General features: G+C 73.7%; 26 protein-coding genes and 1 riboswitch. Of the genes, 16 read left to right on the forward strand and 10 right to left on the reverse strand.

The window, feature by feature from the left end; genetic code table 11:
• Window positions 1-95: 95 nt before the first annotated feature.
• The gene (locus ACFV8H_RS19495; RefSeq protein ID WP_380401289.1) at window positions 96-884 is read left to right on the forward strand and encodes an SDR family oxidoreductase; all 789 of its coding nucleotides are present in this window, start codon (window positions 96-98) and stop codon (window positions 882-884) included.
• A complete protein-coding gene (locus tag ACFV8H_RS19500; RefSeq protein WP_380401292.1) occupies window positions 881-1,948 on the forward strand; it encodes an S-adenosylmethionine:tRNA ribosyltransferase-isomerase in 1,068 nt (355 codons plus the stop codon). The genes ACFV8H_RS19495 and ACFV8H_RS19500 overlap by 4 nt, the downstream gene beginning before the upstream one ends.
• Window positions 1,949-2,039: 91 nt before the next feature.
• Here the strand turns inward: ACFV8H_RS19500 and ACFV8H_RS19505 are convergent, their stop codons facing one another.
• Together ACFV8H_RS19505 and ACFV8H_RS19510 are read right to left on the reverse strand one after the other, a co-directional pair.
• Window positions 2,040-2,444 carry a nuclear transport factor 2 family protein gene (locus ACFV8H_RS19505; RefSeq protein ID WP_375883874.1) on the reverse strand — a complete coding sequence of 135 codons (405 nt, stop codon included), beginning with the start codon at window positions 2,442-2,444 and terminating at the stop codon, window positions 2,040-2,042.
• A gap of 122 nt (window positions 2,445-2,566) precedes the next feature.
• Window positions 2,567-6,250, reverse strand: coding sequence for a SpoIIE family protein phosphatase (locus tag ACFV8H_RS19510; RefSeq protein ID WP_380401295.1), 3,684 nt, complete (start codon window positions 6,248-6,250; stop codon window positions 2,567-2,569).
• Between the two features lie 278 nt (window positions 6,251-6,528).
• Here ACFV8H_RS19510 and ACFV8H_RS19515 point away from each other — a divergent pair, with 278 nt between their 5' ends.
• Window positions 6,529-6,651 carry a hypothetical protein gene (locus ACFV8H_RS19515; protein WP_380401298.1) on the forward strand — a complete coding sequence of 41 codons (123 nt, stop codon included), beginning with the start codon at window positions 6,529-6,531 and terminating at the stop codon, window positions 6,649-6,651.
• 169 nt (window positions 6,652-6,820) lie between these two features.
• Here the strand turns inward: ACFV8H_RS19515 and ACFV8H_RS19520 are convergent, their stop codons facing one another.
• Window positions 6,821-8,281 (reverse strand): MFS transporter, encoded by a 1,461-nt coding sequence (locus ACFV8H_RS19520; RefSeq protein ID WP_380401301.1) that lies wholly within the window; start codon window positions 8,279-8,281, stop codon window positions 6,821-6,823.
• Window positions 8,282-8,402: 121 nt separating this feature from the next.
• Here ACFV8H_RS19520 and ACFV8H_RS19525 point away from each other — a divergent pair, with 121 nt between their 5' ends.
• A complete protein-coding gene (locus ACFV8H_RS19525; RefSeq protein WP_380401304.1) occupies window positions 8,403-8,951 on the forward strand; it encodes a winged helix-turn-helix transcriptional regulator in 549 nt (182 codons plus the stop codon).
• Window positions 8,952-9,033: 82 nt separating this feature from the next.
• Here the strand turns inward: ACFV8H_RS19525 and ACFV8H_RS19530 are convergent, their stop codons facing one another.
• The 5 genes from ACFV8H_RS19530 to ACFV8H_RS19550 all read right to left on the reverse strand — a co-directional run bounded on the left by ACFV8H_RS19530 (window position 9,034) and on the right by ACFV8H_RS19550 (window position 14,207).
• Window positions 9,034-10,245, reverse strand: a complete 1,212-nt coding sequence (locus ACFV8H_RS19530; protein ID WP_380401307.1) for an alpha/beta hydrolase family protein — start codon at window positions 10,243-10,245, stop codon at window positions 9,034-9,036.
• A gap of 179 nt (window positions 10,246-10,424) precedes the next feature.
• Entirely contained in the window at window positions 10,425-11,246 is an 822-nt protein-coding gene (locus ACFV8H_RS19535; RefSeq protein ID WP_380401310.1) for a hypothetical protein, read from the reverse strand.
• Window positions 11,247-11,498: 252 nt separating this feature from the next.
• Window positions 11,499-12,554, reverse strand: a complete 1,056-nt coding sequence (locus ACFV8H_RS19540; protein ID WP_380401313.1) for a serine hydrolase domain-containing protein — start codon at window positions 12,552-12,554, stop codon at window positions 11,499-11,501.
• Between the two features lie 78 nt (window positions 12,555-12,632).
• Complete coding sequence (locus tag ACFV8H_RS19545; RefSeq protein ID WP_380401316.1) at window positions 12,633-13,541, reverse strand: glycoside hydrolase family 19 protein; 909 nt, start codon at window positions 13,539-13,541, stop codon at window positions 12,633-12,635.
• A gap of 249 nt (window positions 13,542-13,790) precedes the next feature.
• Entirely contained in the window at window positions 13,791-14,207 is a 417-nt protein-coding gene (locus ACFV8H_RS19550; RefSeq protein ID WP_380401319.1) for an HIT family protein, read from the reverse strand.
• A gap of 178 nt (window positions 14,208-14,385) precedes the next feature.
• Between ACFV8H_RS19550 and ACFV8H_RS19555 the strand changes: the two genes are divergently transcribed.
• Window positions 14,386-14,574, forward strand: a complete 189-nt coding sequence (locus ACFV8H_RS19555; RefSeq protein WP_375883894.1) for a YegP family protein — start codon at window positions 14,386-14,388, stop codon at window positions 14,572-14,574.
• Window positions 14,575-14,667: 93 nt separating this feature from the next.
• Here ACFV8H_RS19555 and ACFV8H_RS19560 read toward each other — a convergent pair whose 3' ends face one another.
• Complete coding sequence (locus tag ACFV8H_RS19560) at window positions 14,668-15,363, reverse strand: MSMEG_1061 family FMN-dependent PPOX-type flavoprotein (protein WP_380401322.1); 696 nt, start codon at window positions 15,361-15,363, stop codon at window positions 14,668-14,670.
• A 144-nt stretch (window positions 15,364-15,507) separates the two neighbouring features.
• Between ACFV8H_RS19560 and ACFV8H_RS19565 the strand changes: the two genes are divergently transcribed.
• Window positions 15,508-15,822 carry an antibiotic biosynthesis monooxygenase family protein gene (locus ACFV8H_RS19565; protein ID WP_380401325.1) on the forward strand — a complete coding sequence of 105 codons (315 nt, stop codon included), beginning with the start codon at window positions 15,508-15,510 and terminating at the stop codon, window positions 15,820-15,822.
• A 44-nt stretch (window positions 15,823-15,866) separates the two neighbouring features.
• Here ACFV8H_RS19565 and ACFV8H_RS19570 read toward each other — a convergent pair whose 3' ends face one another.
• Window positions 15,867-16,112 (reverse strand): SCO4226 family nickel-binding protein, encoded by a 246-nt coding sequence (locus ACFV8H_RS19570; protein WP_380401328.1) that lies wholly within the window; start codon window positions 16,110-16,112, stop codon window positions 15,867-15,869.
• Window positions 16,113-16,411: 299 nt separating this feature from the next.
• A riboswitch (FMN riboswitch) is annotated at window positions 16,412-16,539 on the forward strand.
• 219 nt (window positions 16,540-16,758) lie between these two features.
• Here ACFV8H_RS19570 and ACFV8H_RS19575 point away from each other — a divergent pair.
• From ACFV8H_RS19575 to ACFV8H_RS19620, 10 genes are all read left to right on the forward strand, one after another.
• Window positions 16,759-17,499, forward strand: coding sequence for a riboflavin synthase (locus ACFV8H_RS19575; protein ID WP_380401331.1), 741 nt, complete (start codon window positions 16,759-16,761; stop codon window positions 17,497-17,499).
• A complete protein-coding gene (locus ACFV8H_RS19580; RefSeq protein WP_375883906.1) occupies window positions 17,496-18,143 on the forward strand; it encodes a nicotinamide riboside transporter PnuC in 648 nt (215 codons plus the stop codon). The genes ACFV8H_RS19575 and ACFV8H_RS19580 overlap by 4 nt, the downstream gene beginning before the upstream one ends.
• Entirely contained in the window at window positions 18,140-19,423 is a 1,284-nt protein-coding gene (locus ACFV8H_RS19585) for a bifunctional 3,4-dihydroxy-2-butanone-4-phosphate synthase/GTP cyclohydrolase II (RefSeq protein WP_380401334.1), read from the forward strand. Before ACFV8H_RS19580 ends, ACFV8H_RS19585 begins: the two co-directional genes overlap by 4 nt.
• A 39-nt stretch (window positions 19,424-19,462) precedes the next feature.
• Window positions 19,463-19,936, forward strand: coding sequence for a 6,7-dimethyl-8-ribityllumazine synthase (gene ribH, locus ACFV8H_RS19590; RefSeq protein WP_380401337.1), 474 nt, complete (start codon window positions 19,463-19,465; stop codon window positions 19,934-19,936).
• Between the two features lie 102 nt (window positions 19,937-20,038).
• On the forward strand, window positions 20,039-20,311 hold the full coding sequence (locus tag ACFV8H_RS19595) for a phosphoribosyl-ATP diphosphatase (RefSeq protein ID WP_363567577.1): 273 nt from the start codon (window positions 20,039-20,041) through the stop codon (window positions 20,309-20,311).
• A gap of 49 nt (window positions 20,312-20,360) precedes the next feature.
• A complete protein-coding gene (hisG, locus tag ACFV8H_RS19600) occupies window positions 20,361-21,209 on the forward strand; it encodes an ATP phosphoribosyltransferase (RefSeq protein WP_375883914.1) in 849 nt (282 codons plus the stop codon).
• Window positions 21,210-21,377: 168 nt separating this feature from the next.
• Complete coding sequence (locus ACFV8H_RS19605) at window positions 21,378-21,818, forward strand: PH domain-containing protein (protein WP_380401341.1); 441 nt, start codon at window positions 21,378-21,380, stop codon at window positions 21,816-21,818.
• 265 nt (window positions 21,819-22,083) lie between these two features.
• Complete coding sequence (locus ACFV8H_RS19610; protein WP_380401344.1) at window positions 22,084-23,427, forward strand: hemolysin family protein; 1,344 nt, start codon at window positions 22,084-22,086, stop codon at window positions 23,425-23,427.
• Window positions 23,424-24,470, forward strand: coding sequence for a hemolysin family protein (locus ACFV8H_RS19615; protein WP_380401347.1), 1,047 nt, complete (start codon window positions 23,424-23,426; stop codon window positions 24,468-24,470). The genes ACFV8H_RS19610 and ACFV8H_RS19615 overlap by 4 nt, the downstream gene beginning before the upstream one ends.
• A 175-nt stretch (window positions 24,471-24,645) precedes the next feature.
• On the forward strand, window positions 24,646-25,632 hold the full coding sequence (locus ACFV8H_RS19620) for an NAD-dependent epimerase/dehydratase family protein (protein WP_380401350.1): 987 nt from the start codon (window positions 24,646-24,648) through the stop codon (window positions 25,630-25,632).
• The last annotated feature ends 4 nt before the right edge of the window (window positions 25,633-25,636 follow it).

Consider the following 25,636-nt stretch of genomic DNA (forward strand, 5'->3'; position numbering starts at 1 on the left):
TCCTAGGTCCGGCCGGCGGTCTAGGACGAACGGAGGGCCGGGTCCCGGTCCCGGGGGCCGATCCGCCGCCCGTCCGGTGGCGCGATGGTTGGGCCATGAACGCAGCGCAGCACACCGATTCCGCCCCCGTCGCCCTGGTCACCGGCGCCTCCCGCGGCCTCGGGCTGGCCCTCGCCCACGCCCTCGCCGCCGAGGGCTGGCGGTTGGTGGTCACCGCTCGGGGCGCGACCGCCCTCGCCGGGGCCGCAGCCGAACTGTCCGCCCTGACCGAGGTCGTCGCCCTGCCGGGTTCGATCGTCGACGACGACCACCGGGCCCACCTCGCCGAGGCCGCGGAGCGCCTCGGCGGGGTGAGCCTCCTGATCAACAACGCCGGTTCGCTCAACGGCGCCACCACGCCCGGCGCCGAACCGCTGCCCCGGCTGGCCGACTTCCCACTGCCGGACCTGCTGGAACTCTTCGAGGTCAACGCGCTCGCCCCGATCGCCCTCACCCAGCTCGTCCTGCCGCAACTGCGGGCCCACGCCGGGGCCGTGCTGAACATCAGCTCGGACGCCGCCGTGGAGCCCTACCTCGGCTGGGGCGGCTACGGTGCCAGCAAGGCGGCGCTCGACCACGCCACCGCCGTACTCGCCCGGGAGGAGCCGCAGTTGCGGGTCTGGGCGGTCGACCCGGGCAGCATGCGCACCGCGATGCTGCAGGAGGCCAGTCCCGGTGAAGACATCTCCAGCGAGCCGCTGCCCGAACGGGTCGCCCCGCTGCTGCTCGGCCTGCTGCACCACCGCACGCCGTCCGGCCGCTACCGCGCCGAGGACCTGGCGGCCCTCCCCGCCCCTGCCCCTGCCGCCGCCCCTGCCCCCGCCCTCGGCCGGAGCGGACGATGACCACCCTGGCCGCGCTGGGCCTCGACGTGACCGTCCCGCCCGAACTCTCCGCCCGCGCACCGGCGGAGGCGCGCGGCACCGCCCGGGACGGCGTGCGGATGCTGGTCGGCCGGCGCGACACCGGCGCCGTCGAGCACCACCGCTTCACCGAGCTGCCCGAGGTGCTGTGCCCGGGGGACCTCCTGGTGGTGAACAACTCGGCCACCGTCCCGGCCGCCCTGCCGGGCCGGCTGCCCGACGGCACCCCGGTCGCGCTGCACCTGTCCTCCGCCCAGCCCGACCAACAGGGCTCCTACCTCGTCGAGTTGCGTCGGTCCGTGCCCGGTGCGGCCGCGGCCTACTACCCGCCGGAGGAGTCCCCGGCCCGCCCGGGCCTGTGCGTCGCCCTGCCGGCGGGCGGCGGGGCCGTCCTGGTGCAGCCCTTCACCGCCCGCCTCTGGTACGCCGAACTGTCCCTGCCCGCACCTCTGTTGCCCTACCTGGACCGGCACGGCCGGGCGATCCGGTACGGCTACGTGGACCGCGACTGGCCGATCGAGGCCTACCGGACGGTCTTCGCGACCGTCCCCGGTAGCAGCGAAATGCCCAGCGCCGCCCGCCCGTTCACGCCGGACACGGTGGCGCGGCTGGCCGGTCGGGGCGTGCTGGTCGCTCCGGTCACCCTGCACACCGGGGTGGCCTCGCCGGAGGCGCACGAGGCCCCGTACGCGGAGCGCTTCCACGTCCCGGCGGCCACCGCCCGGTTGGTCGGTCACGTCCGGGCCGAGGGCGGCCGGGTGATCGCCGTCGGCACCACCGTGGTCCGCGCCCTGGAGTCGGCGGTCGCGTCGGACGGCACGCTCCAGGAGGCGGACGGCTGGACGGAGTTGGTGATCACCCCGGAGTGCGGCGTGCGCGCGGTGGACGGCCTGCTCACCGGCTGGCACGAGCCGCGCGCCTCGCACCTGCTGATGCTGGCCGCCGTCGCGGGTCGCCCTCTGCTGTCAGCCTGCTATCGCGAGGCCGTGCAACAGCGTTACCTGTGGCACGAGTTCGGGGACGTCAACCTGTTGCTGCCGGATTGATCCGGTGCCGCGGCCGACTGCCGGTCGCCCGGCCGGCGGGGGTTCAGGCCGGCGGGGGTTCAGGCCGACAGGGGGCCAGGCCGACAGGGGGTCAGGCCAGCAGGGTCCGCGCCACATGGTGGGTATCCAGGTACTCGCGGACGGCGGTGATCAGCCCGTTCTCGACGGTGAACACGCCCAGGCAGTGGTTCTCGTAGCGGGCACCGTTGGCTGCCGTCCCGACGGCGGTCCACTCGGCCACCGCCTGCGGGCCGTCGGCGAGGACGCCGGTGAGGGTGAGGCTCGGCAGGCCGTCGGAGGCGAAGAGGGTGCCGACCTGGCCGAGGAAGTCGCCGAAGATCTCCTGCTTGCCGCGCCAGGTGCGGGAGAGCGCCAGGTCTCCCGGGTAGGTCCAGGTGGCGTCCTCGGCGAACAGGGCCACGGCGGCGTCGAGTTCGCCTGCGGCGAGCCGGGTGACGTACTCGGTGACGACGGTGCGGGCGTCGTTCTGCGGCATGGTGGGCTCCTGTGGCTCGTCGTGGTCCGTCCGGTCGGGCTGCCCGGCCGTGGCACCAGCAAAGCCCCGCGGCTGCCCCGGCGGCCAACAACGCCCGTCCCGGGCCGACAACCCGTGGTTGTTCACGCAGGCGGCGGGAAGTCCGGCGGCAGTTCCAGCTCGAACCAGACCACCTTGCCGTCCGCGGTCCGGCGGCTGCCCCAGCGGTGCGCCAGCTCGTTGACCAGGTGGATGCCGCGGCCGCCCTCGTCCTCGCTGCGGGCGCGCCGGATCCGGGGCGTCTCGCTCTCCCGGTCCGCGACCTCGACGGTGAGCACCTGGTTGCAGAACAGCCTTAGTTGGACGGGCGATCCGGCGTGCACCAGGGCGTTGGTGATCAGCTCGCTGGTGAGCAGCTCGGCCCAGTCGGTGAGCGAGGCCAGGCCCCAGGCGGTGAGCGTCTCGCGGGTGAAGCGCCGGGAGTGGGCGACCATCGCGTGGTCGCCGGTGAGCGGCAGGACGGCGATCCGGTCGGCGCCGGCCGGGCGGACCTGCGCCATGATGACGGCGATGTCGTCCTCCTGGGTGCGCCCGGTGAGCCGGGTCAGGACGGCGTCGCAGGTCTGCTCCAGGGAGCGGCGCCGGTCGGCGACCGTGCGGCAGAGCAACTCCAGCCCCTCGTCCAGGTCGTGGCCCCGGCGCTCGACCAGTCCGTCGGTGTAGAGGGTCAGGATGGCCTGCTCGGGGAGGGTGAACTCGACGCTCTCGAACGGGACTCCACCCACGCCCAGCGGCGCGCCGGGCGGCAGTTCGACCAGGTGGGCGTTGCCCTCGGTGTCGGCGACGACGGGCGGCAGGTGGCCGGCGCAGGCGGCGGTGCACCTGCGGTCCGCCGGGTCGTAGACCACGCAGACGCAGGTCGCGAACTGTCCCTCGCCGAGCGCCGAGGTGGCCTCGTCCAGTCGGTGCAGGACCCGCACCGGGTTGAGCTCCAGGGTGATCAACGTCCGTGCCACCGTCCGTAGTTGGCCCATGGTGGCGGCGGCCCGGATGCCGTGGCCCATCACGTCGCCGACGATCAGGGCGACCCGGCCGGAGGACAGCGGCACCACGTCGAACCAGTCGCCGCCGACCTCGCTGACCACGCTGCTCGGCAGGTAGCGGTAGGCCAGTTCCAGGCCGAGGGTGCGGTGGATCTCCTGCGGCAGCAGGCTGCGCTGGAGGGTGAGTGCGGTGTCCCGCTCCCGCCGGTAGAGCCGGGCGTTGTCGATCGCCAGTGCGGTGCGGGCGGCCAGCTCCTCGGCCAGCGAACGGTCCGCCGGGCCGAACGGCGCCGGATTGTGGGTGCGGACGAACTCCGCGCCGCCGAGCACCAGTCCGCGCGCCACCAGCGGCACCATCAGGTAGGAGTGCACCCCGGCGGCCAGCCCTGGCTCCACCCGGTCGGGGGAGGCGACGATCCGCCGCAGTTCCTGCTCCGTCACCTCGGAGACCAGGATCGAGCGCCGGGTCCGCAGGCTCTGCGCGTACACCTCGGCCGACTGCGAGGTCTCGCCGACCTGGTCCGCGGCCGCCGTCATGCTGCCGTCCGGCGCCGACTCGCCGACCGCCACCGCCCGCATCAGCACCGGCCCGTCCCTCGGCACCGGCCCGGGCTCCTCGCCGCCGAGCACGGCGTCGCGCAGGTCCACCGTCACGAAGTCGGCGAAGCGCGGGATCACCACCTCCACCAACTCCCTTGCGGTGCGGTGCAGATCGAGCGTGGTGCCGATCCGGTTGCTGGCCTCGTTCAGCAGGCCCAGCCGCTGCTGGGCGGCCCAGGCCTCGTCCAGCGCCCGCTGCCGGGCCGCGGCCGCGTCCCGCTCCCGGGTGAACAGCAGCGCGTTGTCGATCGACACCGCCGCGCGTACGGCCAACTCCCCGGCCAGCGCCAGGTCCTCGTCCTCGTACGGGCGCTCCACCAGCGTCCGGTAGAAGCCCGCGACACCGACCGGATTGCCGCGAGCGATCAGCGGGACGACCATGAACGAGCGCACGTTCTGCTCCCGCACCGCGGCCGTGCGCACCGGATCGTCGGCGAACCAGGCCAGCCCCTCCTCGTCCATCCGCGGCACCAGCACCGGCCTGCGGTGCGCCAGGCTCCACGCGTACGGCGAACCGGGCTGGAACCGGTGCACCCCGCCCAGTCGGGCGATCGGCGCCAGGGTGGAACCGCGCACCGAGTGGAACGCCATCCGCCGCAGCAGCGCCGAACCGTCCGCCGGGGCGCGCGGCTCCCGCTCGCCCCGCACCAGCTCCTCCAGCACCTCCACCACCACCGTGTCCGCCAGCCGGGGCGTCGCCACCTCGGCCAACTCGTGGGCGGTGCGGTCGAGATCGAGCGTGGTCCCGATCCGGGCGGAGGCCGTGTTCACCAGCGCCAGCCGCTCCTGCGCGGCCTTCGCCTCGCGCAACGCCTGCTGCCGGGCCAGCACCGTCTGGTGCTGGCGCAGGTACAGCCGGGCGTTGTCGATCGCGACGGCCGCGCGCGAGGCCAACTCGTCACCGAGCGTGATGTCCGCCTCCGCGAAGGACTCCCGCTCGCCGCGCCGCGAGTAGACCACCATGCCGAGCGTCGTGCCGCGCGCCACCAGCGGGGTGATCCGCACCGAGCGCGGCCGGTCGCCCAGGAACGCCCGGCGACGGTTCTCGCTGAGCGCGTCGGCCAGCGGCGACAGCTCCCAGGACGGCACCACCACCGTCCGCCCGGTGATCAGCGCCCGGGCGTACGGGGAGTCCGCGGGCAGCTCGTACACAGAGTCCACCGGCAGCGCGTCGGCCGGGTACAGCGGATCCGTGGTGGCCAGCGCCAGCCGGCGCACCAGCTGGGCCGCGTCCGGGGCGGGCGGCTCGACGTTGCGCCCGGCGATCAGCGCCTCCAACGCGAACACCCCGCTGATGTCGGCGACCCGGGGCACCATCGCGTCCGCCAGCTCCCGGGCCGTCTGCCGCAGGTCCAGGGTGGTGCCGATCGAGGCGGTCGCGTCGACCAGCAGCGACAGCCGCTCCTGCGCCCTTGCCGCCCGGGCATCGGCCCGGTAGCGCTCGGTGACGTCGATGATGGTCGCGCTCACCCCGAGCACCCGCCCGCTCCGGTCCGCCAGCCGGAAGTACGAGGCGGACCAGGCCCGGTCCCGCTGCGGATCCCCCGGCGTACGGCCCTGGGTACGGAAGTCCACCACCGGCCGGCCGGTCGACAGCACCTGCCGCATCACCGCCTCGGCCTCGTCCCCGTTGATCCCGGGCAGCACCTCGGTGAGCCGGCGGCCCAGGTGCTCGGGCACGGCCAGGCCGTTCGCCACCGCCAGGGCCTCGTTCAGCCGCACGTAGCGCAGACCGGTGTCGAACACCGCCATGCCGACCGGGGACTGGGTGAAGAAACCGTCCAGCACGGCCAGGTCCGCCTGGATCCGGCGCAGCGTCGTCACCTCCGACGCCACCGCCAGCACCAGCGGCTCCCCGCCGGGCCCCCGGACCGGATGGGTCCGGAACTCCAGGTTCACCAGGTGCCCGTCCCGGTGCCGCACCGGGAACACCCCGGACCACTCGCGGCCCGCCAGGATCTCCCGGAACAGCTCCAGCACCTCCGGCCGGTGCTCGTCCGAGGTCAGCAGCCGGGCGGCCTTCGCCCCCACCGCCTCGTCCGCACGGTAACCGAGCAGTGCCTCCGCGTCGCCGCTCCAGTGCAGGATCCGCCCGTCGGCCTCGATCAGCGCCGTGGCGATCGGCACCATCAGCAGGGCGCCGTGCTGCGGCTCCCCCCGGCGTTGCGCGTCATCGTCCACCATGGCCAGAGAACCGCCCGGAGCTCGTTCCCACCAGCCCTGCCATCCTCGCACGCAGCCCCCGCGCCCCGCCCCTCGTGGCCGCCGCCGACCCGCGCGAGCGGGCTGTACGCGATCCGGCACCGGGCGTCACCCACGACCCTGGCTCCCCGCTCACCCGCGGCAACGCTCCGACAGCCGAACGAAGTTGGGCAGACGCCTGGCCGAGGCCGGGAGACCCCTGCGATCCTCGGACCGAGCCCGTTCACCCACGCGCGCCCCGACGACCCGGAGGAGCCCCCATGCCCGAATTCGGCGGAGGATTCACCGACCCCGACGAGCCCACCGACGAGCCCACCGACGACCAGCCCGAAGACCTCGCCGACGAGCCCCCCACCGAGGAAGCCCCCACCCCCAACGACTGATCCCCCATGCGCAGGCCCCGACCCCGCACAGGAAGTCGGGCGGATCGACTTTCTGTGTGGCCCGTGTCCCTGCCGAGCGGGCGCATCGGGTGCAGAGGAGTTCTCCGGTGTGCATGTGGTGGGTGTGCGTGGGAAGCCGGCGGGGTCGACTTTCTGTGGGCGCGCCCGGTCATGGGGTCTGGGCCCTGGCCTGGGGGCGGCGTTCGGCGTGGCGGGTGGTGAGGGCGAGGGTTGCGCCGAGGAGGCAGAGGGTGGCGGCGAGCAGGACCGCGCGGTCGGTGCCGGTGGCGAGGGCCTGGGCGACGGCCTCGGGGTCGGGGGTGTGGGGGTGGGCGGAGGAGGCGACGGCGACCGTCGCGGCGACGCCGAGGGCGGAGCCGAGGTAGCGGGAGGTGTTGTTGGCGCCCGAGCCCATGGCCGCGCGGTGGGTGGGGACGCTGCTGACCGCCAGCCGGGCGAGGGCCGCGTTGAGGACGCCGCTGCCGAGACCGGCCACGGCCAGGCCGGGGGCGAGCCGGAGCCAGGAGGAGTCGGGGCCGAGGCCGTAGAGTCCTGCCTCGCCGAGGCCGCAGACGAGCAGGCCGAGGGCGACCTGGGTGGTGGCCGACAGGTGGGCGGCCAGGCGGCGGGCCTGGAGGGCGGCGACCACGGACAGGCCGGACCACAGTGCGAGTACGCCGCCTGCCGCCAGGCCGGAGAGGCCGAGCACGCCCTGGAGCAGGGTGGGCAGGTAGCTCATGAAGCCGACCAGTGAGAGCCCGGTGAACAGGGCGCCGCCGGTCGCGGCGAGGAAGCCGGGGCTGCGGAACAGGGCCGGGTCGAGCATCGGCTCGCGGACCTTCGTCTCCACCACCGCGAAGGCGGCGAGCAGCAGCACCCCGCCGACCAGCAGTGTCACCACCGGGGCCCGCCCCCAGCCGTCGCGGCCCTCCGCGAGCCCGGCGATGAGCAGGGTGGTTCCGGCGGCGAGGGTGAGCACGCCGTACGGGTCCAGGGCGCGGGGCCGTTCGGCCCGGGACTCGGTGAGGAGGACGGCGGCGCAGGCGGCGACGACGGCCGAGGCGACGGCGAGTCCGCCGCCGACCGCCCGCCAGCCCGCCCACTGCTGGACGAGCGCGCCGTAGACCGGTCCGACCGCGATGCCGAGGCCGACGGCCGCGCCCCAGACGCCGAGCGCCCGGATCCGTTTCGGCCCGGCCGGGTGGGCGTGGCTGATCAGGCCGAGTGCGGGCGCGAGGACGGCGGCGGAGGCGGCGCCGAGCAGGACCCGGGCGGCCAGGTAGGCGGTGCCGTCGGGGGCGAGTGCGGCCAGGGCCTCGGCGGCGGCGAACAGCGCTACGCCGGAGGTGAAGACCCGTTTGCGGCCGTGGTCGTCGGCGGCGCTGCCGGCCGTGAGCAGGAGGGCCGAGATGCCGACGAGGGTGCCGGTGAGGATCCAGGTGCGGCCGGTGGCGCCGAGGTGGGCGGCCTGGGCGGTGGCCGCGAGCGAGGCGGTGGGGGCGGTGTACGCGACGGTGACCAGGGCGGTGGCGGCCGCCGTGACGGCCAGGGTGGCACCGGGCCGTACGGGCCGGCGGCCCCGGACGAGCGGGCCGGGCAGTGTGGAAGGGGCAGGCGGTGCGGGGGACATGGGTGTTCCCTCCGGAGGACGGGCCGATGAGTCTGGTGAATGAACCTTCGTCTTGAGTGGGACGCTACCACCGAAAGTCTGTTCATTGAACCCACGTCGGCCGTGGACTACGCTGACCCGCATGGCGCTGGGAACGGACTACGAACTGCAGGACTGCGCACTGGCCCGCGCCCTGGAGGTGGTCGGCGAGCGCTGGAGCCTGTTGATCGTCCGCGACGCGTTCTACGGCGTGCAGCGCTTCAACGACTTCCTCGTCCACCTGGGCATCCCGCGAGCCGTCCTCACCGCGCGACTCAACGCCCTGGTCGCGGCGGGGGTGCTGCGCAAGGAGCCGTACCAGCAGGCGCCGCTGCGCCACGGCTACCTGCTCACCGAGACCGGCCTCGAACTCTGGGGCCCGCTCTACCAGTTGAGCCGCTGGGGCGGCCGGCACGCGACCCCGGGCGGCCCGCACCACCTGTTCGCGCACCGCGTCTGCGGCACCGACCTCGACCTCATCGGCGCCTGCCCCGGCTGCGGCGGCGGGCCCGTCCCCCCGGCCGAGGTCACCATGCGCCCCAGCCCGGCCCACGCCGGCGGCCACCGCGAGGACGCGGTCTCCCGCGCCCTGGTCCGCCCGCACCCGCTGCTCGAACCGATCGCCTCGGCAGCCGCCGCCTCCGCCGCGTAGCGGAGCCCCCCGGGCCCCCGGGCCGCGCGCACAGAGCCGAAGGCCGCCGGCAGCGCGCCGACGGCCCCTCGGGTGCGCCCGGTCAGGAGTGGAAGCGGACCTCCGGGTCGGCGGCGGTCGGTCCGTCGAGCAGCGGCTGGTCGATGCCCTTCAACTGGAGGTCGAAGAACGCCCCGACGTACCGGCGGGTGAGCTCGACGGCGCGCTGTCCCGTGATGGTGGTCCCCGGGGGCTGGGGCGCGCCGAGCGCCTTGAGGAAGAGCGGGTAGTCGGTGAAGCTGCCGTGGTCGGTGCCGTCGACGGTCAGCCACCGCTTCCAGCCGTCGAGTCGGGGCCAGCTGTCGGTCCAGCTGGTGTCCTCGGCACCGTCGGGCAGCGGGTGGCCGATCATCAGGTACGGCTTGCCGCCGATCCCGGACTCGGGCACCTCGAAGTCCATGCTGCCGTCCAGATCCACCCCCGCCCGGATCCGGTCGTCGGTCACCAGCGCCGGGACGCTGGCCGCGCCACCGGCGGAGTGCCCGGCCATGCCGATCCGGTCGCGGTCGATCATGCGGGCGTAGCGCCAGGCCGGGTGGGGGCGGGCGGTCAGCTGGTCGATGACGAAGGAGGCGTCCTTCGCCCGGCTCTCGTCCAGGCCCTTCCAGGCCTCGGGGGTGGTGAGCCGGCCGCACTCCACGCAGGGCAGCGTCTGCCCGTCCGGGAAGGTGGTACCGGTGTTCTCGTAGGTGTGGTCGACCAGGGCCACCACGTAGCCGCGGCTGCCCAGGTCCTCGGCGAGGCTGCTGAGCGAGGCGCGCGGCATGGTGAAGCCGGGGGAGAGGACCACCAGCGGGTAGTGGCCGCCCTGGGGGCGGGCGTCCGTCCTGGACCAGGTCCGGGTGTCGGTCACCGCCTCGGCCGGGACGGTGTTGCCCGGCAGTTTGGCGTCCAGCAGCAGCCGGGCGGCCGCGGCGGTCATGTACGGGGCCGGGCTGCCCGTCCCGGCGTGGGCGGGGTAGTACATCGTGACCATCAGCTGGCGCGGCCCGGCGGAGGGCACCCATGGGTCCGGGCGGTTCTCGTCGACCAGGTGCAGGACCTCCTGCCCGACCGCGAACGGCCCGGTCGGGCGCGGGAGTTCGAGGTGGACGGCGCTCGGCGTGCCGGCGGTGCCAGCAGTGGCGGCGACCGGCGCGGCGGGTGCGGCGGGTGCGGCCAGGGCCGGTGCCGCCGCTGCGACGGACAGGGGCACTGCGAGCAGCAGGGCCGCGACCGCGGCGGTGGTGCGAAGTCGGCTCGTGTGTCGGCTCATACGAGCGACGGTAGGTCGCGGGCAGGCGAACTGACGTCCACTCAGCGATGTACTGATCCCTTGCGGGACGGACCCCCGGCAGCCCCTAGGGGATGATCGGTCGGGCCCGCAGGATCCCGCCGGATTCCGCCCGATCCGACCGGTGCCGGTCCGGGTCAGCCGACCCCCTCCAGGTCGACCTACGCGTCCGCCAAGGTGACCCGGGCCCCGGCCCGGACGGCCTCCAGGAAGTCCGCCGCCGCACGGGCGTTGGGCACCGGGAGGGTGAGCGGCAGGCCCGCCGACCGGGTCCGGAGCTCCAGCTCGCCGAGGCCTGACGCCCGGGCCGAGTGCACCTCCGCCCACCGGTACGCCTCCGCCGCGACCAAGGGGTGCGGCGGCCGGTGCACCAGCCCGCCGGCCGTCACCGTCAGCCGCCCCCGGGCGAACCGGACGCTCCCCTCGCTGCGCAGTGCCTCGTGCAGCGCGGCCCGGAGGTGCGGGGACAGGAACTCGTCCACCTCCCGCGCCAAGCCCTCCAGCCCGTGCAGTTGGGCCAGCACCAGGGGCTCGTCCGCGCCGACGGGCCATACTCGGATCCGCTCGGGCTCCCGCCGCCGCCCGCCGGGGAAGCCGGGGGAGGCGGGGGAGTACTCGACGGCTTCGATGCCCGCCCACGGCAGCAGCCGCTCGCCGGCGCCCGCCCCGACCAGTGCCAGCCCGCCCTCATGGACCCGTACGGCGCGCAGCCCGGGCGCGGACCGTAGGGCGCCGTACCCGTTCGCGGCCAGCACCGCCGCGGCCGCCACCACGGGGGCGGGCCACCACTCGCCGAACGCCAGGCAGGCCACCAGCGCCAGGACCGCCGCCACGGTGTCCAGCCACGTCCGCGCCCGCCACGGGACCGGCCGGAACGCCCGGTGCACCCGCACCACCGGCCCGAGCGGACCGGCCGACCCGCGACGGGCCTGACCGTTCTCCATGAACGGCCACGCCCACCCGGGCGACCACAGCATCGCCACTTCGCCCTCCTTGCCCTCGACGGTCTCCCCAACCGGAACTACGACTCCCGGATGTCGGACCACCAGGATCGATCGCCCACCACCCTCCGGAACAGTGCCAATCGACACCCCTTGGCCCGAAACAGCCGGAGCGTGTCCGGCAGCAGGGGGTGCCGTTCGGCAGGGGCGACCGAAACGACGGTCGGCGGGGGAGGCGAGGTGTAGGAGGCGAGGTGCAGGAGGCGGCCGCGGCAGCGGGGGAGGCCCCGCCCGTCAGCGCCCGGCTGCGCCGAGCCCCACCTGCAGCCGCCGCAGCAGCGCCGTGCCCGCCTCGTCCACCGACCGCCGGGAGTTGGCCAGCACCACCACCCCCACCTGCTGTTCCGGGTCGAACGCGAGGAAGGAGGCGGACCCGCCCGTCCCCCCGTTGTGCCACAACTGCAAGTGCCTGCCCTGCTGGGCGTGCAGTCGGTGGCCGAGCCAGCCGAGGTGCGTCCAGGCGAACGGGTTGACCCGGTGCCTGGTCTCCCGGGCGAGCAGCATCGCCGGTGCCAGCGGTGCGTCCGGCCCGCCCTCGGCCGCCAACTGCGCCCGCAGGAAGGCCGCGAGGTCGGCCGCCGTCGAGCGGAGCCCGCCCATGCCGGGGAGCGCCGCGAACTCCCAGGACGGCACCGGGCGCCCGGTCGGTGCATGGCCGGACGCCAGCCGGGCGGACTGATCGGCATCCGGCCGCAGGCAGGTGTCCGTCAGCCCCAGCGGTGCGCAGACCTCGCGGTCCACCAGCTCCCCGTACGTGGCGTCGGCCCGCTGGGCGAGGGCCAGCCCGAGCAGCCCGGCGCCGAGGTTGGAGTACCGGAAGTTGCGCCCGGGGGCGGAGTGCAACCGCGTCCGCCCGAGCCCGGAGAGTATTCGCTCGGCGGTGCAATGGGCGTACGGGTCCGCCCGGTCGGGCCGCAGCAGCGCGCGCAGCAGCACGCCCCGGGGCAGCCGGGGGAGCCCCGAGGTGTGGGTGGCGAGGTGCCGGAGCGTGATCGCCTCCCCGCCCCGGGAGGGGACGGCCGCAGAGCGGGTCAGCACCTCCGCGAGCGGCTCGTCGAGACGCACGGTGCCGTCGAGCGTCAGCCGCGCGAGCGCGAGCGCGGTGAACACCTTGGTGACGGAGCCGATGTCGAACAACGTCCGGGCCCCCGGCACTTCGCCCCCCGGGCCCGTCCGCCCGGCACCGTGGATCTCCACGGCGCCACCGGCCACCCCGGCGACCACCACGCCGACGCACCGGCCCGCCACCCGGTCGGAGGTCTGCTGCACGAGGCGCGCGAGTTCGTTCATGCCCCGACCTTAGGGCCCGTCTTCGAACTCCCGCCTGCGGGGCAACGACGGGAGCTCGAAGACGGACCGTAGGGCCCGTCAGCAGCTCAGATTGCCCCCGGGCACGGTGCCGAGGATCTGGACGAAGCTCTGGTACAGGCTGATCCGGTGCTGCATCTGCGCGGTGTTGTTGCCGTTGCACTCCAGCGCGCCGTTGATGCTGCGGATCGTCTCGCCGAAGCCCCGCCCGTTGACCATCGCGTCGTGCGCGGTCATGGTGCCGGGACCGTTCTGGGTGTTCCAGTACCAGAGGCCGGTCTTCCAGGCCACCGCCGGGTCGGTCTGCACCAGGTCGGGGTTGTGCAGCAGGTCGATGCCGAGCGCGTCGCCCGCCGCCTTGTAGTTGAAGTTCCAGCTGAGCTGGATCGGTCCGCGCCCGTAGTACGCGGCCTGCCCGGCCGGGCACCCGTACGGCTGCGAAGTGTCGCAGTAGTGCGGGTAGTTGGAGGTGTCCTGCTCGACCACGTAGACCAGTCCTCCGGTCTCGTGGCTGACGTTGGCGAGGAAGGCCGCGGCCTCCTGGTTCCGTACGGTGTCGCTGCCGGTGGCCGCGAAGCCGGGGTAGGCGCTGGTGGCGTCGAGCAGGCCCTGGTAGGTGTAGAAGGGGTTCCGGTTCGGGAACATCCGGTCGAACTGGGCCTGGCTGACCGGGAATCCGCCCGGGTTCTGGGTCGGTGTGGGGGTCGGGCCGGGGTCGGTGGGGCCGCCGCAGGGGCCCTGGTCGGACCAGACCCCGGAGCCCCCGGTGCTCGGCGGTTCGTTCTGGGTCCACCACTTGGCGGTCCAGTTGTGGCTGTTGTACGAGACGGCGGCGCCGCCGGTGTACACGGCGGTCGCGCTCCACGCGGTGCCGCAGGCGGCGGCGCTGGCGGAGGCCGGGAGGAGCACCGCGAGCGCGAGCGCCGTGACCACGGCGGACAGCAGCGCGAGCAGGCGTTTGACTGACACGTCATCACCCCTCGTGCGGTGGGGGCCGCACGTCGTCGGGACCGGGACCTGGTGGGGCAGGGGAGCCGTGGCCCGTGCGGGGGCGCGTCGTGGGGGACGGCCGACCGGGGTGCGGGCCGGTGCGGGGCCGACACCGACTCAAGCGGAGTGGTCTATACCTGTCAAGAGGTCCGGCCGAAGTGCCCGGTCAAGCCCGGCAGAAGTGCCCGGTCGAAGTGCCGGTCGAACGCCGAAAGCCCCCCGCCGCCCCTACTCCTCCTCCAGTGCCGCCCGCAGCCGCGCCGCCACCTCCGCCGCCCCCGCCTCGTCCGGGTACTTCCCCCGCGGCCAGAAGAACCCGCGCAGCCCGTCCTTGGGATTGCGCGGCACCACGTGGACGTGCAGGTGCGGCACCGACTGGCTGATCCGGTTGTTCGCCGCCACGAAGCTGCCCGCCGCGCCCAGACCCCGCTCCACGGCCGCCGCCACCCGCTGCACCCGCAGGAAGAACGGCCCGACCTCCTCGGGCGGCAGGTCCGCCAGGGTCCGGTGGTGGGCGCGCGGCACGACCAGCACGTGACCGGGGAACAGCGGCCGGCGGTCCAGGAAGGCCACCGCCGCCGCGTCGTCCAGCACCCGGTGCGCCGGTTCCTCGCCCGCCACCACCGCACAGAACACGCAGTCCATCCGTCCATTCAAACCACCGGCCGCCTTCCCGGCACCCCCGCAAACCCGGGTCGGCCCGGCGTCACCCGTCCGGCGGCCGAACGGGTGCGCCCGTGCCCGCGCCGGGCGCACGGTACTGCGAGGGGGGAGGGGGACGGATCGACGCGGCGCACCCGTGCCGCACGAGGAGGTGGCCCGGATGTCGGGCAAGTTCGAGGTCTACGAGGACACCGGCGGCAAGTACCGGTTCCGGCTCAAGGCGGGCAACGGCGAGATCGTCGCGACCGGCCAGGGCTACGTCAGCAAGGACGCCGCCCACAAGGGCGTCGAGGCCGTCCAACGGGCCGCCGACGGCGCGGCGGTGGTCGACGTCCCGAAGGCCGCCTGACCCGGGCCGGGGCGAGCGAGGGCCCCGCAGCCGGTCCACCCGGACCGGCGGCGGGGCCATCGGCACCCGCGCCCACTCGTGCCGGCGCCGTGCCTACTCGTACCGGTACAGGAGCGCTTCCCGCTCCGTCTGTTCGATCATGTCGATGGTCAGCGAGTCGTCCCTCAGGTGCGACAGCGTGACCTCCGCCGACGTCGGCTGGGCGTCCTCCGCCAGCCAGTTCTCCGGCTTCCAGGCCGAGCCGCGCATGAGCGACTTCGGGCAGTGCGCGTACACCTCCTCCACAGCCACCACGATCGCGCTGCGCGGGGGCTTGCCGACAGCCGTCAGCTGCCGCAGCAGCTCCGGGTCGGTGGAGATGCAGGCCCGCCCGTTGACCCGCAGCGTGGTGTCCCGCCCCGGGACGACGAAGAGCAGTCCGACCCGGCCGTTCTCCAGGATGTTGTGCAGGGTGTCCAGGCGCTTGTTGCCGGTGGCGTCCGGAATGGCCAGGGTGTGCTCGTCGAGCACCGAGACGACCCCGGCCGGGCCGCCGCGCGGGGAGACGTCGCAGCGGCCGGCCGCGTCGGAGCTGGCCACGAACACCAGCGAGGCGCAGGCGATGAGGCGCTGGGCGACCTCGTGGAGGTGGTCCACCTGTTTGCGGCGCGCGTGGTCGCCGGGCTGCTCGTAGACCTCACGCAGCTGGGCCGGCTCGGTGAGGGCACGCGCGCTGAGGGCGGCGAACAGGCTGTTCGGTGCGTCCAGAGCGGGGGTTGACGGTGCGGGAGCTTCCGGTGTGAGGGTCATACCGGGAATCTAACGGAGGGCTCTTTCCGCGCCCCGTCTCCCGGCTTCCTCAACTCTCCGTGAAAGAGTCGCTCCACCCCTCCCCACCAGCGGTTTTCCGCTGATAATGGGGCCAGGGACTCCAGCCAGCCGGAGGTGGTGGCCGTGATCATCAGAATTTGGGCCGGGCAGGTCACGGCCGATCGCATCGAGGAGTTCTGCGCGCACCTGGTCGGCCAGGTGATCCCGCAGTTGGGGCGGACGGACGGTTGCCTCGGCGGTGAGCTGTTGCGCTCGGTGACCGAGGACGGGCACCGGGTGCTCGTGGTCAGCCGCTGGCGCGACGAGGAGGCCCTGCGGGGGTACGCCGGGCCGATGTGGCGGATCCGGCCGGTCTGGTCGGAGGGCGAGTTGCACTATCTCGTGCACCCCCCGGAGGTCACCCACTTCACGCCGATCCCCGCACCCGCCACGCTCTGAGCCCGGCCGGGGCCGAAGGCCCCGGAACGCTCACTCCGAGTCGGTCACACCGAGAACGGCACCGAGTGGATCTCGGACGCCGGGTGCCCGGTCCGTTCGTGGACCCGCTGCACCGCTTCCCTGGACGGCGCCTCGGACAGGCAGTACACCGTGCCGGACTCGGGGTCCGCCCAGGCCTGCTCGAAGTGCACGCCCTCCTCGCCCTCGACCGCCAAGTCGGCCGTGTGGGCCGCCCTGAGCTGCTCCGGCGTGATGCCGACCATCCCGTGGTGGACGTCCATGAACTTCATCGTGCTCGCCTCCGTACCTTGCGAACCCCGCGAACCCCGCGAATCCCGAGAACTTTCAGAACCTTTCGAACACTGCGAGCCCTGCGAACTGCGCGGATCCCGCGAACTCCGCGAACTCCGCGAATCCCGCCGGCCTTCCGGCCCCACCACCAGGGTCACCCTGCGCGCACGGCGGCGCCACCGGCGCCGTACCGGACCCACCGCGCATTCCCCGCGAGGCCGTGAAACAGGCCACAGCGGAACCCTCTCCCTCGGCTCGCACCCCGCGTGGCACAATGACGTCATCAGCAGTGACGTTCAGCGCACTCCGGGGTCGGTGAAAATCCGAACCGGCGGTTACAGTCCGCGACCCGTCCGCAGCCAGCGGCCGGTTGACCAGGTGAAATTCCTGGACCGACGGTTAAAGTCCGGATGGGAGGCGTGCGCGGACGGACGAAGAGCAGTACCCGTGGTCCATCACGAACCGGACCGGACCACGGTCAGGTGAACGGCGGGAGAGGTGTCTCCCGGGTCGGGCGAGCGATCTCCCGGCGGTTCCGGCATCCCGGCGACGGGTCGTGTCGGCAGCCTCGTGCACCGGTGCCCGTCCGTTTGTCATCTCCCTCTGCCGCCCCGGAGTCCGCGCCCCAAGCGCGAGGAGACCCGGGTGTTCACCGGCATCATCGAAGAGCTCGGCGAGGTCGTGTCGATCGAGGAGATCGGCGACTCCTCGCGAATCCGCCTCCGTGGCCCGGTGGTTCGTGTCGGTGCGCGTCACGGCGACTCCATCGCGGTCAACGGCGTCTGTCTGACCGTGGTCGACAGTGCCGAGGAACTGGCCGCCGAGACGGGCGAGTTCAGCGCCGACGTGATGGCCGAGACGCTGCACCGTTCCAGCCTGGGCGAGTTGAAGCCCGGCTCCCCGGTCAACCTGGAGCGCGCGATGGCGCTCGGCGCCAGGCTCGGCGGGCACCTGGTCCAGGGCCATGTCGACGCCACCGGGCGGCTGTTGAGCCGCGAGCCCGGCGAGCGCGACGCGGCCGGCAACCTGCGCTGGGAGGTGCTGCGCTTCTCGCTGCCGGAGTCCATCTCCCGCTATCTGGTGGAGAAGGGCTCGATCACGGTCGACGGCGTCAGCCTCACCGTGGTGGAGGCGGCCCGCGACAGCTTCACCGTCAGCCTCATCCCGGCCACCCTCGCACTGACCACGCTCGGCGCCAAGACCCTCGGCGAGAGCGTCAACCTCGAGGTGGACGTGCTCGCCAAGTACGTGGAGCGGTTGCTCGAATCGCGCACCCTCCCGAACCTGCCGCACACCGCACCGGCCGCACCGGCCACGCACACCGCAGACACCGCGGACATCGCACACACCGCACACATCACGCACAGCACGGGGGACAAGGAATGAGCTGGCTCAGCGGAGAGGCGTTCACCGTCCTCGGTGAACACGTGAAGTGGGCCGACATGATCGGCAACCTGTTCGGCTTCGGCGGCCTGGCGCTCGGCTGGCGCCGTTCGGTGTGGAGCTGGCCGGTCCAACTCCTGTCCGGTGTCGTGCTGATCGCCGCCTACCTCGGGGGCCACGTCCCCGGTCTGATCGGCAAGCAGCTGATCGTCATCGTCACCGCCGCCTGGGGTTGGGCGCAGTGGCGGCGCGGGCGCCGTGACACCGGCACCATCTCGGTGCGGTTCGCCAGTTGGCCCGAGCGGGCCGCCCTGGTGGCCGGCACCGCAGTCGGCACGGTCGCCCTGGCGCTGCTGTTCACCGCCTACCCCGAGCTGTCCTGGAGCCCCTGGTCGGACGCCTACATCTTCGTCGGCACGCTCGCCGCGATGGTGGCCCAGGCACGCGGCTGGCTGGAGTTCTGGTTCGCCTGGATCGCGGTCGACGCGGTCGGCGTCCCGTTCGCCTTCAACAGCGGTTACACCTTCTCGGGCCTCACCTACTCCGTCTACTTCGTCCTGGTGCTGCTCGGCCTGCGGTCCTGGTGGCTGAGCACCCGTGAGCCGCGAGCCACCTCCGCCAACGTCCCGCAGGGAGTCACGGCATGACCGAGAACCAGACCCGGCCCGGCAGCGACGCCGGCAGCGGCGCCGAGGAGTTCGTCCTCGACCCGGTCGAGCGGGCGATCGCCGACATCGCGGCCGGCCGCGCGGTGATCGTGGTCGACGACGAGGACCGCGAGAACGAGGGCGACTTCATCTTCGCCGCCTCCGCCGCGACCCCCGAGCTGATGGCCTTCACCATCCGCTACAGCTCCGGCGTGATCTGCACCCCGATGACCGGCGAGGAGCTGGACCGCCTCAAGCTCCCGCCGATGACCCAGGTCAACGAGGACCGCAAGGGCACCGCCTACACCGTCTCGGTGGACGCCCGCGAGGGCGTGGACACCGGCATCTCCGCCGCCGACCGCGCCCGCACCGTCCGCCTGCTGGCCTCGCCCGGCACCGAGCCGGGGGACCTGACCCGCCCGGGCCACGTCTTCCCGCTGCGCGCCGTCGACGGCGGCGTGCTGGTCCGCCCCGGGCACACCGAGGCCACCGTCGACCTGGCCCGGCTCGCCGGGCTGCCGCCGGCCGGCGTGTGCGTCGAGGTGGTCAACGACGACGGCACCATGGCCCGGCTGCCCGAGCTGGTCGCCTTCGCCCGCGAGCACGGCCTGGCGATCATCTCCATCGAGGACCTGATCGCCTACCGCCGCCGCACCGAGCTGCACGTCGACCGGGCCGCCACCACCGCCCTGCCCACCGTGCACGGCGAGTTCACCGCGGTCGGCTACCGGGGCACCCTCGACGGCGTCGAGCACATCGCGCTGGTGGCCGGCGGCCTCGGCGAGGACGGCCGACTGCCGGACGGCGAGGACGTGCTGGTGCGGGTGCATTCCGAGTGCCTGACCGGCGACGTCCTCGGCTCGCTGCGCTGCGACTGCGGTCCGCAGCTGGAGGCCTCGCTCCGGCGGGTCGCCGAGTCCGGCCGCGGCGTGGTGCTGTACCTGCGCGGCCACGAGGGCCGGGGGATCGGCCTGGCCCACAAGCTGCGCGCGTACGAGCTGCAGGAGCAGGGACGCGACACCGTCGACGCCAACCTGGACCTGGGGCTGCCCGCGGACGCCCGCGACTACAGCATCGCGGCGCAGATGCTGGTGGACCTCGGCGTCCGCTCGCTCACCCTGATGACCAACAACCCGCGGAAGCAGACCGCGCTCACCGACCACGGGCTCAAGGTCAAGGGGCGCGAGGCGGTCGAGATCGCGCCCGGTGAGCACAACCTGCGCTACCTGCGCACCAAGCGCGACCGGATGGGCCACGACCTGCCCGGCCTCGGCTCCTGAACCACTGAACCACCCACCGACCACAGGAAGTAGGACGACATGAGCGGCCACGGAGCCCCCGAGCTGACCATCGACGGCGCTGCCGACCTCAAGGTCGCGGTCATCGCCGCCCAGTGGCACGACAAGGTGATGAACGGCCTGCTGGACGGCGCCCACCGGGCGCTCAAGGAGCTGGGCGTCGCCGAGCCGACCGTGCTGCGCGTCCCGGGCACCTTCGAGCTGCCGGTCGCCGCCAAGCGCCTCGCCGACCGCGGCTACGACGCCGTGATCGCCCTCGGCGTGGTGATCCGCGGCGGCACCCCGCACTTCGACTACGTCTGCCAGGCGGCCACCCTCGGCCTGACCCAGGTCACCGTGGACACCGGCGTCCCGGTCGGCTTCGGCGTGCTGACCTGCGACAACGAGGAGCAGGCGCTGGACCGGGCCGGTCTGCCGGGCTCCGCCGAGGACAAGGGCCACGAGGCCGTCACCGCCGCCGTCGCCACCGCCGTCGCCCTGCGCGACGCCCGCTGACGGCAGGCCGTCCGGTCCCGGAGCGTGGACGTCCACAGGACTGTCCACGCTCCGGGACCGTTTACCGTCCGCCACCCCGCACGCCGTATGGTGAGTCCCATCATGGCTTCGAAGACATTCGAGGAGCTCTTCTCCGAGCTCCAGCAGAAGGCCGCCACCGGCGACCCCTCGTCCTCCCGTACCGCGCAGCTCGTCCAGCAGGGCGTCCATGCGATCGGCAAGAAGGTCGTCGAGGAGGCCGCCGAGGTCTGGATGGCCGCCGAGTTCCAGTCGGACGAGCAGACGGCGGAGGAGATCTCGCAGCTCCTCTACCACCTTCAGGTGATGATGATCGCCCGCGGGCTGACGCTCGACGACGTGTACAAGTACCTCTGAACCGCTCCCGACAGCACCCCTCCCCGAACAGGTAAGGAACCGACTTCCCATGCTGCGCATCGCCGTCCCCAACAAGGGTTCGCTCTCGGGTCCCGCGGCGGAGATGCTCCATGAGGCCGGCTACCGCCAGCGGAAGGACCCGAAGGAGCTCGTCCTCGTCGACCCGGCCAACGAGGTCGAGTTCTTCTTCCTCCGCCCGCGCGACATCGCCGTGTACGTCGGCTCCGGCCGCCTCGACGTCGGCATCACCGGCCGCGACCTGCTGCTGGACTCGCACTCCAACGCGGAGGAGGTGCTCGCCCTCGGCTTCGCCGGGTCGACCTTCCGCTTCGCCCGCCCCGAGGGCGTGGACGTCAAGGACGTGCAGGGCCTGGAGGGCCTGCGGATCGCGACCTCCTACACCGGCCTGGTCGAGCAGCACCTGGCGGACCACGGCGTGACGGCGACGGTCACCAAGCTGGACGGCGCGGTCGAGACCGCCGTGCAGCTGGGCGTCGCCGACGTGATCGCCGACGTGGTGGAGACCGGGACCAGCCTGCGCAACGCGGGCCTGGAGGTCTTCGGCGAGCCGATCCTGATCTCGGACTCCGTGGTGATCCGCCCCAAGGGCGCGGGCGAGGACGCCCGGGTGGAGCAGTTCCTGCGCCGTCTCCAGGGCGTGCTGGTGGCCCGCCGCTACGTCCTGATGGACTACGACATCCGGGCCGAGAAGGTCGGCGCCGCCGTGGCGCTCACCCCCGGTCTGGAGTCGCCGACCGTCTCCCCGCTGCACACCGAGGGCTGGGTGGCCGTCCGGTCGATGGTGCTCCGCAAGGAGGCCCAGCAGATCATGGACGACCTGTGGGGCATCGGCGCCCGGGCGATCCTGGTCACCAACATCCACGCCTGCCGCCTCTGACCTGCTCGCACGGCAGAGAGTAAAGAACGGTTCAATAGGGGCGGGGACGCCGGTCGGCGTCCCCGCCCCTTCGCCGTCCCGGCGGTCCGCACCGCCACGACGGTCACGACGGTCCCCACCGCCACGACCGTCACGACCGCCACGATCCAGAGCCACCGGAGACCCCACGTGTCCACGCCGCCCGTCGAGTTCCCCGTCACCTGGGCGCCCCGGCGCACCCGCGCGGTGCTGCTGCCGGTCTGCGCCGTGCTCGTGGCCCTGTTCGTGGTGCTGGCCGTGCTGCTCCCGGCGAACTGGCAGCTCAACGACCGGATCATGATGGTCGCCAGCGGCGTGCTGTTCGCCGCCGTCGGCCTGATGCTGGCCCGCCCCCGGGTGAGCGCCGACGCCGAGGGCGTGACGGTGGTCAACTTCGTCCGCAGCCGCCGCCTGTCCTGGCCGGAGATCGTCCGGGTCAACTTCCGCCAGGGCGATCCGTGGGCCACCCTCGACCTCGCCGACGGCACCTCGCTGGCCGCGGTCGGCATCCAGTCCGGTGTCGGCAAGGACCGGGCGATCGCGGACGCCCGTGCGCTGCGCGACCTGGTCGAGCAGCACGCCCGGGCCTGACCCCGGACCTCCGCACCCCCGGACCTCCGCACCCCCGGATCCCCGGACCCCCGAACCCCGGCCCGGGGTCCCGGCGGGTCCGAACACGCTTCCTACCGTCGCGCCGATATGGTCTACGCTGGTAAAAGTGGGGCAAAACTTCAATCCTGCCCCCGGCACGACCTGTACCGCACCGACCAGAGGAGTGACACTCCCCCTCGATGGACGATCCGTCCGGTAGTACCTGCGCCGCCTCGCTTCCGACCTCCGGAAGGCAGGCGGCACTGTGATCACCGCCTGGCTGCTGTTGCTCGCGGCCCTGCTCCTGATCCTCGCCAACGGCCTCTTCGTGGCCGCCGAGTTCGCCTTCGTGACCGCCGACCGCGGCGCGGTGGAACGGTCCGCCGCAGCCGGCGACGTCAAGTCCCGCCGGGTCTCCCGGGCCCTGCGGCACCTGTCCTTCGAACTCTCCGGCGCCCAGCTGGGCATCACCGTCACCTCGCTGGTGGTCGGCATGCTCGCCGAGCCGGCCCTGTCGACCCTGCTCTCGCCCGTGATGTCGGGCATCGGGGTGCCGGACTCGGCCGCCCGCGGTGTCGCCGTGGTGGTCGGCATGGTGCTGGCGACCGTCGTGCAGATGGTGATCGGCGAGCTGGTCCCCAAGAACTGGGCGATCTCCCGCCCGCTCCAGGTGGCCCGCGCGGTCGCCGCCCCGCACATGGCCTTCTCCTTCGCCTGCCGCCCGCTGATCAGCTTCCTGAACGGCGCCGCGGACCGCACCGTCCGGGCCTTCGGCATCGAGCCGCAGGAGGAGCTGGAGCACGCCCGCACCCCGGCCGAGCTGGTCTCGCTGGCCCGGCACTCGGCCAAGGCCGGCGCGATAGACGAGGAGTCGGCGACCCTGTTCGTCCGCACCCTCGGCCTCGGCGAGCTCACCGCCGAGTCCGTGATGACCCCGCGGATCGACGTCGCCGCCCTCCAGCGCGACGCCACCGCCTCCGACGTCATCAACCTGACCCGGGCCACCGGCCTGTCCCGCTTCCCCGTCTACACCGACACCGTGGACGAGATCACCGGCATCGTGACGCTCAAGGACGCCCTCGCCGTCCCGGCCGCCCGCCGCGGCCTGGTCCGGGTCGCCGAGCTGGCCTCGCCGCCGCTGCTGGTGCCCGAGACCCTGCCCGCCGAGCGGCTGCTGGACCAGCTGCGCCGCCTCCAGCCGATGGCCATCGTGGTCGACGAGTACGGCGGCACCGCCGGGGTCGTCACCGTCGAGGACATCGTCGAGGAGATCGTCGGCGAGGTGCAGGACGAGCACGACCCGGAGGACCACCCCGACCTGCTCCAGCTGCCGGCCGTCGACGGCCTGCCCGTCTGGGAGGCGGACGGCCGCGCCCGGCTCGACCAGCTGGAGGCGATCGGCCTGAACGCCCCGGACGGTCCGTACGAGACCCTGGCCGGCCTGGTCTCCGACCTGCTCGGCAAGCTCCCCGTGGTGGGTGAGCAGGCCGAACTGCCCGGCTGGCGGCTCACCGTGACCGGCGTCGACCGGCACCGCACCAGCCAGGTCCGGGTGGAGCGCACCAGCGCGCCCGGCCGGTTCGGCGAGAACGGGGAGGGCGTCCGATGACCGTGCTCCAACTCGCCGTCGCCGTCGTGCTCCTGCTCGGCAACGCGTTCTTCGTCGGCGCGGAGTTCGCCGTCGTCTCGGTGCGCCGCAGCCAGATCGAGCCGCTCGCCGAGGCCGGGCACAAGCGCGCCCGGACGGTGCTGCACGCGCTGTCCAACGTTTCCGCGATGCTGGCCGCCGCCCAACTCGGCATCACCGTCTGCTCGCTGGGCCTCGGTGCGCTCGCCGAGCCGACCATCGCCTCCCTGCTGGAGGGCCCGTTCCACGCGATCGGCGTCCCGTCCGGCCTGATGCACCCGCTCTCGTACGGGATCTCGCTGGCCGTCGTGGTCTTCCTGCACATGGTGCTGGGCGAGATGGTGCCGAAGAACATGGCGATGGCCGGCCCGGAGCGGGCCGCGCTGCTGCTCGGCCCGCCGCTGGACCGGCTGGCCCGCTGGCTCGCCCCGGTGATCCGGGCGCTCAACGCCTGCGCCAACGGCGTGCTGCGGCTGTTCCGGGTGGAGGCCAAGGACGAGGTCGAGTCGGTGTTCACCACCGAGCAGCTGATGTACCTGCTGGTCGACTCCCGGGACGCCGGCCTGCTCGACGAGGACCGCCAGGAACGCCTGGAGGATGCCCTGGAGCTGGGCCGCCGCCCGGTCACCGACGTCCTGCTGCGGCCCGAGCAGCTGGTCACCGTGGACCCGAAGGCGACCGCCGCCGAGGTCGAGGAGCTCGCCCTGCGCACCGGCTTCTCGCGCTTCCCGGTCACCGACGGGGACCCGGCCGGCCACGGCTACCTCGGCTACCTCCACCTCAAGGACATCCTCGACGTGGACGACCCGTCGGCGCCCGTCCCGGCCCGGCTGTGGCGGCCGATCACGGTGCTGCGCGGCAGCCTCCCGCTGGACGACGCCCTCGGCGCGATGCGCCGGGCCACCTGCCACCTGGCCGCCGTGCTGGACCAGGACGGCCGCACGGTCGGCGTGGTGATGCTGGAGGACGTCCTGGAGGAACTGGTCGGCGAGATGCACGACCCGGACCACCGGACGACCGCCTAGGCCGGACAGGGCCTGGCCACGGGAAGCGCTCCGAAGGCCCCCGTCCGCCGACGCCCGTCTGACGACGCCCCGTCCGCCGACGGCGTGTCCGTGACCGGCCTGTCCGCCGAGGGCGAATCTGCTCACAGCAGGCAACGGTTCCCAGGTCGGCCACCCTCGGAGGAGGGTGGTCGGCATGAGACTCCTGCTGCTGGGTGGAACGAAGTTCGTCGGACGGGCCGTCGCCGAGGAGGCGCTGGCCAGGGGATGGGAGGTGACGGCCCTCAACCGCGGCACGCAGCCCGCGCCCGAGGGCGTCCGGGTGCTGCGGGGCGACCGCACCGCCGAGGACGGCCTTGCCGCGCTCGGCACGGGGGAGTGGGACGCGGTGGTGGACACCTGGTCCTGGGCCCCGGCGGCGGTGCGCGACAGCGCCCGGAGGCTGAACGGCCGGGTCGGCCACTACGCGTACGTCTCCAGCCGCTCGGTGTACGACCACCCGCTGCGCGCCGGGGCCGACGAGAGCGCACCGGTGGTCGACTCCGCGCCGGACCTCACCGGCGAGGTGGGCTACGCGGAGGCCAAGCGCGGCGCCGAACTGGCCCTGGAGGCGGAGTACGGCGGGCGCGCCCTGCTGGTCCGCGCCGGACTGATCCTCGGCCCGTACGAGGACATCGGCCGGCTGCCCTGGTGGCTGAACCGGATCGCCCGCGGCGGCCCGGTGCTCGCTCCCGGCCCGCGCGAGCTGCCGCTGCAGTACATCGACGGCCGCGACCTCGCCGCCTGGACCCTGGACGCGGCGGCGGCCCGGCTGGGCGGACCGTACAACGTGGTCAGCCCGGCCGGCCACACCACCATGGGCGGGCTGCTGGAGGCCTGCGTCGGGGCCACCGGCTCGGACGCCGAGCTGCGCTGGACCGACCCGGAGCGGATCCTGGCGGCCGGTGTGCAGCCCTGGACGGAGCTGCCGGTGTGGCTGGCGCCCGGTGAGCTCTACGACTTCCTGCACGGCGCCTCGGTCGCCCGCGCCGTCGACGCCGGGCTGCGCTGCCGCCCGGTCGCCGAGACGGTCGAGGACACCTGGGCCTGGCTGCGGTCGATCGGCGGCGAGGCCCCGCAGCGGGCCGACCGGCCGAGCGTCGGGCTCGACCCGGCGCGCGAGGCGGAGCTGCTCAGGGGCTGAGGCC

Origin of the sequence: Kitasatospora sp. NPDC059827 (genome assembly GCF_042731675.1) — a bacterium.
Lineage (GTDB): Bacteria > Actinomycetota > Actinomycetes > Streptomycetales > Streptomycetaceae > Kitasatospora.